The sequence below is a fragment of the Edaphobacter sp. FHG110511_03 genome (assembly GCF_059115365.1).
This window is the reverse complement of the sequence record NZ_JBZYWL010000012.1, coordinates 1-12,845: the sequence shown is the minus strand read 5'-3', so window position 1 is coordinate 12,845 and position 12,845 is coordinate 1. Positions and strand designations below refer to the sequence as shown.

Below are 12,845 nucleotides of genomic sequence, written 5' to 3'. Positions count from 1 at the left end.
TTGTTAGCTTGCTACCCGATCCGTCGCGGGCGGTGCTGGAATCTTCTCGCCATACGCCGACTGCTTAAGGCTTCCGACAGACCCGCGAGGTCCATGAGGCTGGCCCTCAACGCGAGGAATCTCGCCGGTCTCCATAAGAGCTTTAAAGTGGCGAAGATTTTCAATCACTGCTTGCTTCGGATTTCGACCAACAACGGTTTCCCAAGCGCTTGCAAGTTTTCCCATCCGGAATTCTTGCAATACAGTAACCTGCGTACCGCGTTGGCCGGGAGCAGGTTCAAAAATCACCTCTCCAGCATTCTCTGACTCACCACCGATTGAGCGCCAAGCGAGGCGGTTTCCAGGTTCATCAGCCAAAACCTCAGAGTTCCACTCGATGGTGTTGTCACCTGACTTCATCGACCAGTGGGATGTCTTATCGCCGGTCCTAACCACGCTAACGATCTGTTCCTGCCACAGAGGAGCTTTCTCCACATCTCTCCACATCTCATACAAGATCTGAGCCTCGACTTGGATGCGAGCGGTCGCCCTGGCCCAGATCTTGCCATCCTTATCTTCTGGAGGCGCAAGGTACCTTCCATCGAGGATCACCGCGGCACTACCTGATCGCGGCAGTTGTTCTAAATTAAGCTTTTCACTCAAAGGCTTCGACATCGTATTCTCCTTGGAATTGCGTGAGGGATAGGAATGCGCTTATCCACGTTCTTCAAGAGGTTTCGCCATCTTCTCGTGCATGGCCGCTTTTAATACACCGGGTGTAACATTGGCAAGCATGCCTTCAAGCTTGGTTTTCGCTGAGGCTGCGTAGACGTGATCCTCGCCGGCGAACAAAGCATCCAGACCCTGACGAGCAACCTCTCGGGGCTGACTTTCGGACTTACCCTTCGACCCTACCTCTGTATTGTCCATACCCGCACGGTGGAAGAAATTAGTGTTGGTCGGCCCTGGCTGTAGCGCAGTAACGGAAACGCCCGTATCCTTAAGCTCGTATCGCAGACTATGAGCGAAAGACAAGACAAAGGCCGTGGTTGCGGCATACACCGCTTCCCGAGGTGCCACCATTTCTCCGGCAATGGACGCCGTAAACAATATCTTCCCTGCTCCACGGGCTACCATCTCCTTAACGACGTACTTCGAGAGCTGAACAGTCCCCACGCAATTCAGGTTCACCATGTTGAGCTCGGCCTCGAGCTCGGTCTCCGCAAACAGGCCACCCACTCCTACACCCCCATTGATACAACCGACATCTATATTGCGAGGACCGATTTCATCCCAGAGAAGCTTTACCCCCTCGGACGATGCCAGATCCGCGCGTACTACCGTGATATCAACACCGGTTTGTCTAAGCTCCGCTGCGGCGATATCGAGTTGCTCACTCGCTGAAGTAATGATGAGATCGTATCCTCGCACAGCAAGTTCATCGGCTAACGACCTGCCTATACCGCTCGACGCGCCAGTTACAAGTGCAAGACCTTTCGACATAGTAGATTCCTTATGTGTTTCTGAAGAGTGAGCGACCGATCTAAAGCTGTGTCTTCCAACGCCACAAAACACCAAGGTTTTCGATTCAACTGGTTTGAGCGCTGGTCGTTCGAATACTCGGCATGAGAATCCAATTGGCGTACTGTGCCCGGGATTTCTTGATGCCGCTGTTAAGAAGAGGGCAGCTTAGGTCCCATCGTATGTCTGCCGGTCGGCCTTGCTGTATCTCTTCGAGTGGGCATTTAACCCTGCCCCTGGGGATCTGCGTTCGGCGTACTTCACCTGTGATGCAACAAGAATGAAAGAAAGTAGCCTAATACAATATGGAAATTACATACCGTTTTGTCCCCGAACCAGGTGCGCATCACCTGGTGGGTCACCCTATCGGGACGTTTTGCAATTAGTAGCGAGAAGCAACAGCACCTCGTCAGACAGCGTCACATCGCATACATAGGTACTCTTTGCAGAGTGCTTGTCCCCGCAATGATTTGAGGCAAGCCGTTCGAATGCAGAATGTGCCCAATTGCACGGGAGCCTAAGGCGAGAACAACATGCTGAGGCCTCAACTGAGCCCTATCGCAGAACGAGGATATGATTGAGCCAATTTTCTCAGAAAGAGAATGGATTCCCACCTGGAGGTCAGCGGTACCTTGGCAGCCATCCGCCAAACCCATGCTCGTTATCGCGCCACATCCAGACGACGAGACCCTCTCCATCGGGGGACTCATAGCAACGCAAACTTCGAAAGGAGCACGGGTGCAAGTCGTCGCTGTAACCGACGGGGAAAAGGCTTACAACGATGGTATTGATATTTCTCTTCGTCGATCTGATGAACAAACCTTGGCTTTGAAGAGGCTGGGCGTATACGCCTCGCAAATCAAACGGCTCAAACTCACAGATAGTGGGGTTTCGGCTGAGGAAGAAAGATTGGTCGAACACCTCACGCCCTTAGTTTCTCGCGAGACTCACATCTTTGCGCCATGGACGGGAGATTTTCATCCTGACCATGAGGCATGTGGGCGAGCGGCTGCTGCGGTGGCAATGCAATCGGGAGCTGCACTAACCTTTTACTTCTTTTGGACTTGGCATCGAGGAACCCCACAACTTCTTAACGGTCTGCCCTTAATATCTGTTGCACTTAGCGTGAAAGCTCAACTAGCGAAGGCTGAGGCCTTAGATTTGCATCGATCACAAATGGAACATCCATCAGGGAAACCGATTCTTCCCGATGATCTATTGTGGCCAGCTAGAAAGCCGCTTGAGATATTTCTTCCCGCATGAACACACACACCACTAGCCGCGAATTCTTCGAAAGTCTTTATCTCCAAAGCGATGATCCATGGAGCTTCGCCTCCAGCGAGTATGAACTTCGAAGATATCAGGTAACGCTCCGAGCATTGGCGAACCGCAGATATCAGCGGGCGTTTGAGCCGGGATGTTCCATCGGTGTTCTCACTGAGCAGTTGGCAATGATTAGTGAACACGTTACTGCTATTGATATCTCATCGATTGCAGTCGAACAAGCAACTCGACGATGCAGCAAACTTTCCAATGTCTCCATTAAACAGGGGACCTTGCCGTCGGACGTCCCTTCGGAAACCTTTGACCTTATTATCTTTAGCGAGATCGGATACTACTTCGACGAGTTGCAATTAGAGGCGTTGGCAGACCAACTCATCGATCATATGCAAAGCGGATCGGTCTTCCTCGCAGTGCATTGGCTGGGCTCTTCACCCGACCATATTTTGAATGGATCGACGGTGCACAAAATCATTTCCTGCTCACAGAGACTGATTCATAAACACAACGAAGATCACCAAAAATTCCTCCTGGATAAGTGGGTGTGCAAATGACCTCGCCTACATGGCATGTTGCAGTTCTAATTTCGGCTCGAAACGAAGAGCTTTTGATCTGGAGATGTTTGAACTCAGTGTTGGATGCGTGCGCACTTCTCCCTCCTTCTGTTACGACCGACATTGTTGTGGCATGCGACAGCTCGACTGATCTGACTTTTGAGTTGGCAGAGTATATGCTCGTCGACTCGGGCATAGTCATAACTACCAACGCAGCAATGGTCGGGCATGTCCGCGCATTAGCTGCCAGAGTTGCTCTCGAGCGGTACTTGGGCCCGCTCGACCGGTGTTGGTTTGCCAATACGGATGCCGACTGTTGCGTGCCGAAGACCTGGCTGGTTGATCAGCTTGCTATCGCTGAGGACGGAATAGAAGCGATTGCAGGCATCGTTAGCGTAGATTCTTTTGAAGAGCATGGCGCCGGCACGGATATGCGTTTTCGCGACAGCTACGTCATCCACTCCGATGGATCTCACCCTCATGTACACGGGGCGAACATTGGTGTTCGAGCGGATACGTATCTTCAATTAGGTGGCTGGCGAGATCTAGAGACTGCAGAGGACCACGATCTTTGGAACCGTCTAGTACGATCTGCTTCGCGGCGGCATTCCACCGCACGTATTCACGTCGTCACAAGCGGCCGGCGTGTTGGTCGCGCGCCACACGGCTTCGCCGACGCTCTGGCCTCTCATGATGAGGTCAGAGCATGCTGAGCGCGGACAAGGCGAAAACTCTAAGCGCTCTGCTTCGAGACAGTCTCCCGTTGCCCGGGGCCGGGTCTACCGCAGAACGCCACAGGCGCTTGTTCGACATCGGGCGAACCGACCTCTCTCTGGCCCGACTGGCCGAAGCTCATTGGGATGCTGTGGCAATTCTTGCCGAAAGCGGTCGAGAGGCTAAGCCAGACTGCATGTATGGAGTATGGGCTTCTGAGAAGCCAGGCCAGCAACTCACTTTGAACAGTTCCGGGAATTCGTTTCAAGTGAGCGGACACAAGGCCTTTTGCAGTGGGGCAGGCCTCATTGATCGGGCATTGCTCACTGTAGGCGGAAGTGAGCATCGATTGGTCGATATCGATCTGCGTCTAAACGCTCATCTCATTCGGTTTGATGGTTCGGCATGGAAGACGATAGCCTTCGGTGACACGAGGACAGAAACCGCCGTGTTTGACGACGTGCCTATATCCAGAAGCGACTTGATCGGCGAGCCGAAATGGTATCTCGAGCGCCCCGGATTCTGGCACGGGGCATGCGGTCCTGCTGCATGCTGGGCGGGCGGTGCGGCTGGCCTCGTCGACTATGCCAGGCGGCAGCAGAGACAGGATCCTCATACCATGGCGCATCTCGGAGCGATGCACGCATCCATCTGGGCCCTCAAATCGTACCTAGATTCGGCAGGACATCAGATCGACCTTTGCCCACATAATCGAGAAGAAGGAATGCAGCGTGCTCTGACAGTTAGACACCTAGTGGAACAAGCCTGCACGGAGGTCATTCGACGGCTGGCGCGAGCCTATGGGCCGCACCCAATCGCAATGGACGAGGACGTCTCTCGCCGCTATCAAGAGCTAGATCTTTATCTGAGGCAATCGCACGCAGAACGCGATCTTGAAGCGCTGGGAAGAAGCATTATTGGACTCGTTGGTGCTAAGGCCGGAGATGGGTCAGAGGGTAAAGACTGAGTCAACACAAGACTAAGTAGAGCCGATCCGAACGCTGCCTACCCGGGAACCATCTATAACCTACCGTCCAATTCGGCGCATCATGCCGAATGCTCCATCTAAACTGCTAAGGGTCAGATTCTAAAGGCATTCGCATAAGACAGGTCGCGTGCTGTCTGATTGGACAACACTTTAGATTTCAGGGCCTACCACGATCACTAATGAACGCGGATCGCAAACTTCCCTTCCGCTTGGCAAGTGATCCCAGAGCCGGCATCACAAATGACATGAAATCTCGGAAGCATGCACAAACGCGCCCTTCACCAGTGCCTCTTGCGCTGCTAGTGATCGACGTTTTAACCACCTTTCAGTTTCCAGATGGGGATGCGATTTTGGAGGAGGCTCTCAAAATAAGGGATGCGTTAGTGAGGCTGAAAACGCGCGCGCGTGAGATGGGCATCCCGGTATTGTATGTGAACGACAACTTCGGCGACTGGCGTAGCGAAAAGGCGGTGTTGATGGGCCGCTGCCTGGAGGCCAAGGGTTCGCAGTTTGTACGGCCGCTGCTCCCAGACGGCGAAGATTACTTCGTGCTGAAGCCGATGCACTCCGCGTTCTACATGACGCCGTTACAGGTGCTCCTGGAGCATCTGCAGGTGGAGACGCTGATTCTGACCGGACTGACGTCCAACAGCTGCATCACCGTCACGGCGCATGACGCGAACATGCGCGGCTTCGACATATACATTCCATCGGATTGCTCGTGTGCGCGCAATGAAAAGGAACACGCTCAGGCCCTGAGACAGTTGGAGGCAATGGTTGGAGCGAACCTCAGGCGTTCGACTTCGCTCAGGTTGCCCAATCTCGTTCGTGCAGCGCAAATCTCGAAGCGGGCCGATGGGGCATGCTAGTTCCATTTCAATCGGAGTTAGTATGCATCGACGGCGAGAGAAGGTGTCGCTCGTGATCGGTATGTGACTATGCAGAACAATATCCCGGCTCTTACCAACGCGGAGATTGCGGATCGGCTCTCAACATTGGCGCAACTATTGTCGATGGAGAAGGCTAATCCCTACAAAATCAAGGCATACCGGCGTGCCTCAAATACGATTCGGGGCCTGGGAGAAAGCATCGACGAACTCGTCCGGAGTAGTGCGGATCTTACTGTGTACTCCGGCATCGGAGAGGCTATCAGCGCTGCCATCCGCGAGATTGTTCTGACCGGGACCCTCGGAAGTCTTGAGAAGTTGCGGGCTAATGCGAGCCCGGAACTTCTAAGTATCAGTAGCTATTCGAGGCTCGATCCCAAACGAGTCCTGCGCATCTTCAAGAAGCTTCAAATTTCATCGGTTGAAGCGTTACACCAAGCATTGGAGAACGGCCTTATTGAACAGACTTTCGGTTCGCGAATGGCTCAGCACGTCAGACAAGGACTCGTGCAAACGGGTGCCATTCTTCTGTATCACGCGCATGACTTGGTCTTGTCAATCGAGACATATCTACTCAAGCGTGCTGGCGCCACACGCGCCCAGGCAGTTGGCGACTATCGGCGTCGGGTGGAAGTGATTGAAGAACTTTCGTTTGTAGTGGAGACAGAGGATTTTGCCAAACTGACCGTCCAAATGGAGCGTTACGGGGGGCGAACGTCAATCGTGGAAACCGCGAAGGAGTCGGCGGTGTTTGCGCTCTCCTCTGGACCACTGTTGAGTATTGGCTTGGCTGAGGCGAGAAACTGGGGTCTTTCATTGATCCGGAACACAGGAAGCAAGGCTCATTTGAAGAAGCTCGTTGCAGTTAGTGGCAACCTGACTTCTCTTGCAGCCAACGGCTCATTTTCTACGGAACGATCCTTTTATGATAACTTCGATATCGCCTTCATCGAGCCCGAACTGCGAGATGGGCTAGAGGAAGTCAGCCAGGCCCGTCGAGGAACCCTTCCTACTCTCGTAACTGAAGGGGATATCCAAGGCGACCTTCATATGCACACTAAGGCAAGTGATGGATCAAATTCGATTGAGCAGATGGCAGCTGCAGCGAAAGACGCGGGATATACGTACATCGGCATCAGTGATCATTCGCAGAGCCTGAAGATCGCGGGCGGCGTATCAGAAGAGAAACTGTGGATACAGATTCGAAAGATCGACCAGCTCAATGAGCATCTCAATGGAATTCGTGTCCTCAAATCGGCCGAGGTCGATATCCTAGCGGACGGCGGACTCGACTATTCGGACGAACTGCTGTGCGAGTTGGATTACACCGTCTGTTCGATCCATTCTCGTTTCGCCTTTGGAAGGGAGAAACAGACCGAGCGGATCCTGCGCGCAATGGACAACCGATTTTTTACGATCCTCGGACACGCTACCGGCCGACTTCTCTTGAAGCGCCCTGGTTACGAGATCGACATGGAGCGTATCGCTGCCCACGCAAAGCAGGTTGGTTGTTTCTTTGAGATAAACTCAAGTCCAGACCGCTTGGACCTTTCGGCGGAAAACGCGAGAGTTGCAGCAGGACTCGGCATACTCATCGCCATATCCACCGATGCACACAGCATTCACGAATTTGGTACGATCCGCTACGGAATCGAACAGGCCAGGAGGGCCGGCCTCGAAAAAACTTCTGTATTAAATTGCCAACCTCTGGAAAAGCTAACCCAACTTTTCAAGAGATAGTTTCTGAGTATCAACTTTGAAACCCTCTGCGACGGTCCGAAAAGTTAAGGAATATCGCAGGGCATCCACCGGCGGAACGCTATGCTCCCATGTAATTCGCGCCTCACCTTCCAGGATGTAAATCGAGCGCGGCTCGAGCCTTTGAGACGCTCGGATCCAACCTGTTCCCTCCTCACGACGGAAGCGCAGAGTCGCGGGGGCCAGGAGCGAAACGCCGACGATGACACCAAACTGGGGCTTGTCCTTATGCCAGCCGATCCCGGCTCCCGGCGGATATTCATTAACTCCGCCTTGCTGAAATTCGTCGACCTTCCGACCCACAAATTTAGCCACTTTGTTCCGCAGGTCGGCAACAAAAGCCGGAAATCCATCCGTAACCTTCACGGCACGTCGTGCGTAATCGTATCGAAGCCCAAAAGAGGTGACGCGGCGATTGCCTAAATGGCCATGAAATTCGAACGGCTTCAGGTCAAGCGTGGCAAGAGACTTCACCAGAATGGCTTCGTCAGCTTCGCTGATGATGTCTTCTTCATACCGAAAGCCGTCAGGCAGGAGACCTCGCTGTTTAGAGACCAGTTCAGGAAACAGTGATCTTTCAGAAGTCATGGAACTTCGCTCCTTTATCCCCACCCCCCCTGGGCTGATCGCGAACACCGAGTCGCATCCACCAAAGCCTTTCGAGTGCTAGAGGTGCTCTTCAAAACAAACCCAACTGTGATGTCGGAATGGTTGTCTTCTTTGGCGTTTTGTCATCGAACACCGTCCGCCCTCCGACGGTAGAGGAGATCGTGCGCTCATGTCTGATCGCAACGTCGAATTCCGCTAGCGGTTCGCGCTCTTTCTCAACTTTATGGGTTAACCGATCTAAACGCCGGAAACCTTCAAGTTTCTCAGTATGGCCGAGGCGAGCCGCCTCAAGAGAGCGTCGCAGTACCCCGAGCGATTCATCGTAGGTCTTGAGTGGAACGGGAAACGGATGTCCGTCTTTGCCGCCGTGAGCGAACGAAAAGCGTGCTGGATCGGAGAAGCGCGCTGGTGCTCCATGAACGACCTCCGCAATCAACGCCAGGGATTGTAACGTTCGCGGCCCAAGCCCCTCAACAAGGAGTAACGAGGCAAAGTCGCGAAGATCTTGCTCGTGCGCAACGGCCAAAACTGCGCCTAATCGTTTCAGGTCCACATCCTTGGCTCGAACGTCATGGTGCAACGGCATGACGAGCTTACGGGCCTCATTCAAGGCACTCGTGACTGGTTCCTTCACAATCGTGAGCAACGCCCTCTGGGCCTTCACTGCGCGTACGTCAACGAGGTTGAGTATCTCGCCCTGTGGCTGGCCTACGATGGCTGTATGCGGGGCAGACACGAAATCGCGCACACTTGCCGAATGCCAGTGATATCGCCGCGCCATATGGTTGTCGGAATTCATCCCCTGTTGCACGACAGCCCACTCCCCCGACTGAGTTATTACGAAAGAATGCAGATAGAGTTGAAAGCCATCGGCAAGCGCGTTGTTGTCAATGCGCGCGGTTAATCGGCTTGTGCGTGCCAAAGTATCACCATCGAGCCCAGTCTTTAACGAAAATGCACGCAACTCTTCTGGTGTACGAACGGAGTGTCGACCACGGCCGCCGCATACCATCAAACCAAGTTCCGAGAAACGCGGATTAATTCCGCGCTTCAGCGCTCCGAGCACAGAGGTAGTAATTCCGGAGGAGTGCCAGTCCATACCCATCACGGCGCCATACGCCTGAAACCAGAACGGATCGCTCAATCGAGTAAGAAATTCGGATTGTCCATAGTTCAGGATGACCTGTTCGGCAATGGCAGTACCCAGCTCTGTCATTCGAGTTGCGAGCCAAGCAGGCACACGCCCGCCGTGAAGTGGAAGATCGGCTGTGCCTGAGCGCTTCATATCGTTGTTCAACTAGTATTTTCGCTCTTTATTCGCCTTAAATCAAGCTTACCGATCAGGCGAGAATTTGCGGATCCAACCGCCGCTGCACCCGTTCGCGCAGGCTCTTGGCATCAAAAGGAGCTCGTACCTTCATGTCGTTATCAAAGTAGACATAAACGTCACGCGCCGGAATCTTTTCGCACCGTTCCCCGCAAGCGAAGCGGCCACTCAGCGCATCGCCTCCTCTTGTCCAAGCGGCCACACGGTCGGCCCAGACATCGAGGGCTCTATCGTCGTAACCGCTCGCGTAGAGCTGCTCCGACCCATGTAGCCTGCAATAGACGAAGTCAGTGGTCACGTCCATCAATAATGGCCACTCCACTGTGTCCGCTACAACTGAGCCAATGCTATATAGCCGTAGCAGTTGGATGAACTCCGGAACAGCAAAACTTTCGTGCCGGATTTCGACGCAATGCCGGATCACTTGCTTTGTGGTTCCTCGTTCGATGGTTGTATGAGCCCGGCCACGCAACTTTGACCCATGCGCGGCAGCGAGCTGAGCTGCTTGCTTCATCGTTCGCGGTAGCATTTTGAAGAAAGTCTCTAAGTTCATTGGATCGAATACAAACCGCGGCGGAAACTGCCATAGTACCGGCCCCAGCTTTCTGCCCAGAAGCAGAACACCCTGTGCGAAAAAGTTCGCAAGAGCTTCTTCGACGTCTCGGAGTTTCTTCATGTGCGTGATGAACCGCGATCCCTTCACTGCGAATACAAAATCATCCGGCGTCTCTGCCGCCCATTGTGCGAAAGATTCCGGTCGCTGGAGGGAGTAATGCGTCCCGTTGATCTCAATCGAGTTGAAGTTCTTTGCGGCGAAGGCAAGCTCGCTGCGTTGTGTTAGTTTCGGTGGATAGAACACGCCCCGCCAACCAGCGTAGCGCCATCCTGAAATACCGATGCGCACTTTACCGGCCACTAGTACGGTGTCCTTCCACCCGTTGCGCCGAAGACTTCCCCAGTGACATAACTCGCATCATCGCTGGCCAGAAAGACGAACAGCTTGGCTAACTCGACCGGCTGTGCTGGCCGCTTGAAAACGGTATTTTCGCCAAACTTCTCAACCTTTTCGGGCGGCATCGTCGAGGGAATCAGCGGCGTCCATACCGGTCCTGGTGCAATGGCATTTACACGTACCCCCCGTTCCATCGCTAGTTTCGCGACCGATTTCGTCATACTAAGTACTGCTGCTTTCGTAGCAGCGTAAGCTACCAGATTCTCGCCCGGTTGATATGCCTGGATTGAAGTTGTGTTCAGAATAGAGGCACCCGGCTTCAGCTCTTTGAGCGCAGCCTGAGTGAGAGCGAATGTGCCGAAGATGTTGGTATCGAAGGTATGCTTTGCCTCGTCGAGCGGTACATCTTCTAGCTTGTCATGCGTCATCTGAAAACCCGCGTTATTCACTACAATGTCCAGTCGGCCAAGCTCTTTCAATGCAGTATTGACGAGTGCCTGCGAATATTCGGGCTTGCGAATGTCGCCAGGAAGCTTTACGGCTTTGCGCCCGGCCTTTTCTATGACAGCAACAACTTCTGCAGCGTCCGGCTCCTCCTCTGGCAAGTAGCTCAACAGCACATCCGCACCCTCTTTAGCGAATGCAATAGCAACCGCCCGCCCAATGCCTGAATCGGCTCCGGTGATGATTGCCGCACGGCCCTTCAGCCTACCCGTGCCTATGTAGCTCTCTTCGCCGTGGTCAGCAGGCGGATTGAGTTTTTTGACGGTTCCGGGATGAGTCTGTTCTTGTTTCGGAAAGGGCGGCTTTGGTCCTATTTCCCGCGGATCGATGCCCATGGCGATTCTCCCTTGCCATTCTGTGATGCACTAACAGCGAACCACGTTCAAGAATCCGTAGCCCGACCCTTATCCGGCCAGAGTCTGGATTGACTTGAATTATCTGGTCGATCTGGGTGTCAGTTTAGGGTGTTCTCGAAATGGTTCTGGCATCAAGGGTGGACGGTCGATCCATGGGTTGGAGAGCGGCGGAGGCGTAGCCATGACGATCACTTTCATTAGATGCCTGAGTAACAAATTCGCCGTGGTCACTGTACAACTCTTTTTTCCATTCCCATATCTCACCTCACGGAATCTATTCCACTTGATACAGGTGAAGCATGAGCGTAGGAACTCTAGAAGAACTCTTGGTAGATGAGTTAAAAGATCTCTATTCGGCGGAGAAGCAAATCGTTCGCGCCCTCCCTAAAATCATCAAAGCTGTTTCAACACCTGAGCTGAAACAAGGGCTGACAAATCACCTCGAAGAGACCAGGGGCCAGGTCGCTCGCCTTGAGAGGATCGGCGAACTGCTTGGCAAAAAGATGTCGGGCAAGACCTGTGTCGGCATGAAAGGCGTTCTTGAAGAAGGTTCTGAAGTACTGGAAGACACCGAAAAGGGCCTGGTGCGGGACGCTGCTCTCATTTCCGCCTGCCAGCGAGTAGAGCATTACGAGATGGCCGGGTACGGCTCGGCTCGCGAATTCGCGAAAGCACTTGGACAGAAGGAAGTAGCGGCCCTCCTCGATGAGACATTGGCGGAAGAGAAGAACGCGGACAAAACACTGACTGGCGCGTCAAAGAAGGTTAACAACCAGGCCAAGCAGGAGGGCTGAACAGCCGCCCTTAACACTCAAATGAGGAATCTAGATAATACGAGTCGACTTGAAGTCACTAAACTCGTGGCCGATAGCGGTCGCAGTCAACGGCAAGGCGATGCGTTTGGAAAGTTCGCTTCGGGTGCTTCGAATTGGCTTGGCTCTAAATGGGCCTTTGTCGGTGCAATTGTCATCATCCTCGTTTGGGCGCTAACTGGGCCTCTTTTCCATTACTCCGATACATGACAGTTGGTGAGTAATACCGGCACCACTATCATCACTTTTTTGATGGTTTCCATCATTCAGAACACTCAGAACCGTGATGCGCACGCCATCAACCTCAAGCTCGATGAGTTAATTTACGCGATCGACAACGCAAAGAACGAGATGATGGACATCGAGAAGCTCAGTGACGAAGAGCTTGACACAATCCACGAGAACTACACGCAGATGCGATCCGATTGCGATGAGGAACGCTCTTCGCTTCGCCTCGATAAGCAATAGAAAAATAGTTCGCGACAGCAGGAATAAATTGCATCCTACGACTGTGAGGCATTGACGTTCAGCTCTCTGGAGTTGAGTGCTCGTTGCCCAGTACTTAGTTGTTCCTCCATTCCGCGACTTTGTCGCATCCTTGTC

At 53.3% G+C, this 12,845-nt stretch carries 13 protein-coding genes and 1 pseudogene; 8 read left to right on the top strand and 6 right to left on the bottom strand.

The window, feature by feature from the left end; all coding sequences use genetic code 11:
* Positions 1-3: 3 nt before the first annotated feature.
* Together AC5S26_RS27585 and AC5S26_RS27580 are read right to left on the bottom strand one after the other, a co-directional pair.
* Positions 4-654, bottom strand: a complete 651-nt coding sequence (locus AC5S26_RS27585; protein WP_494188172.1) for an SRPBCC family protein — start codon at positions 652-654, stop codon at positions 4-6.
* Positions 655-693: 39 nt separating this feature from the next.
* Positions 694-1,482, bottom strand: a complete 789-nt coding sequence (locus AC5S26_RS27580) for an SDR family NAD(P)-dependent oxidoreductase (protein WP_494188171.1) — start codon at positions 1,480-1,482, stop codon at positions 694-696.
* A 591-nt stretch (positions 1,483-2,073) separates the two neighbouring features.
* Here AC5S26_RS27580 and AC5S26_RS27575 point away from each other — a divergent pair.
* From AC5S26_RS27575 to AC5S26_RS27550, 6 genes are all read left to right on the top strand, one after another.
* Positions 2,074-2,763 carry a PIG-L deacetylase family protein gene (locus tag AC5S26_RS27575; protein ID WP_494188170.1) on the top strand — a complete coding sequence of 230 codons (690 nt, stop codon included), beginning with the start codon at positions 2,074-2,076 and terminating at the stop codon, positions 2,761-2,763.
* Positions 2,760-3,335: an SAM-dependent methyltransferase gene (locus AC5S26_RS27570; RefSeq protein WP_494188169.1), complete on the top strand. Its 576-nt coding sequence runs from the start codon at positions 2,760-2,762 to the stop codon at positions 3,333-3,335. The genes AC5S26_RS27575 and AC5S26_RS27570 overlap by 4 nt, the downstream gene beginning before the upstream one ends.
* A complete protein-coding gene (locus AC5S26_RS27565) occupies positions 3,332-4,048 on the top strand; it encodes a glycosyltransferase family 2 protein (RefSeq protein WP_494188168.1) in 717 nt (238 codons plus the stop codon). Before AC5S26_RS27570 ends, AC5S26_RS27565 begins: the two co-directional genes overlap by 4 nt.
* Positions 4,042-5,016 (top strand): hypothetical protein, encoded by a 975-nt coding sequence (locus tag AC5S26_RS27560; RefSeq protein WP_494188167.1) that lies wholly within the window; start codon positions 4,042-4,044, stop codon positions 5,014-5,016. The genes AC5S26_RS27565 and AC5S26_RS27560 overlap by 7 nt, the downstream gene beginning before the upstream one ends.
* Before the next feature lie 200 nt (positions 5,017-5,216).
* On the top strand, positions 5,217-5,906 hold the full coding sequence (locus AC5S26_RS27555; protein WP_494188166.1) for a cysteine hydrolase family protein: 690 nt from the start codon (positions 5,217-5,219) through the stop codon (positions 5,904-5,906).
* Between the two features lie 69 nt (positions 5,907-5,975).
* A complete protein-coding gene (locus AC5S26_RS27550) occupies positions 5,976-7,664 on the top strand; it encodes a PHP domain-containing protein (protein ID WP_494188165.1) in 1,689 nt (562 codons plus the stop codon).
* Here the strand turns inward: AC5S26_RS27550 and AC5S26_RS27545 are convergent.
* From AC5S26_RS27545 to AC5S26_RS27530, 4 genes are all read right to left on the bottom strand, one after another.
* Complete coding sequence (locus tag AC5S26_RS27545; RefSeq protein ID WP_494188164.1) at positions 7,641-8,270, bottom strand: alpha-ketoglutarate-dependent dioxygenase AlkB; 630 nt, start codon at positions 8,268-8,270, stop codon at positions 7,641-7,643. The genes AC5S26_RS27550 and AC5S26_RS27545 overlap by 24 nt on opposite strands.
* Positions 8,271-8,361: 91 nt before the next feature.
* Entirely contained in the window at positions 8,362-9,576 is a 1,215-nt protein-coding gene (locus AC5S26_RS27540) for a DUF763 domain-containing protein (RefSeq protein WP_494188163.1), read from the bottom strand.
* Positions 9,577-9,631: 55 nt separating this feature from the next.
* Positions 9,632-10,534, bottom strand: a complete 903-nt coding sequence (locus AC5S26_RS27535) for a DUF72 domain-containing protein (RefSeq protein WP_494188162.1) — start codon at positions 10,532-10,534, stop codon at positions 9,632-9,634.
* Positions 10,534-11,409, bottom strand: coding sequence for an SDR family oxidoreductase (locus AC5S26_RS27530; RefSeq protein WP_494188161.1), 876 nt, complete (start codon positions 11,407-11,409; stop codon positions 10,534-10,536). The genes AC5S26_RS27535 and AC5S26_RS27530 overlap by 1 nt, the downstream gene beginning before the upstream one ends.
* A gap of 320 nt (positions 11,410-11,729) precedes the next feature.
* Between AC5S26_RS27530 and AC5S26_RS27525 the strand changes: the two genes are divergently transcribed.
* Together AC5S26_RS27525 and AC5S26_RS27520 are read left to right on the top strand one after the other, a co-directional pair.
* Positions 11,730-12,224 carry a YciE/YciF ferroxidase family protein gene (locus AC5S26_RS27525; protein ID WP_494188160.1) on the top strand — a complete coding sequence of 165 codons (495 nt, stop codon included), beginning with the start codon at positions 11,730-11,732 and terminating at the stop codon, positions 12,222-12,224.
* Positions 12,225-12,245: 21 nt separating this feature from the next.
* Positions 12,246-12,710 (top strand): annotated as a pseudogene (locus AC5S26_RS27520) (low affinity iron permease family protein).
* The last annotated feature ends 135 nt before the right edge of the window (positions 12,711-12,845 follow it).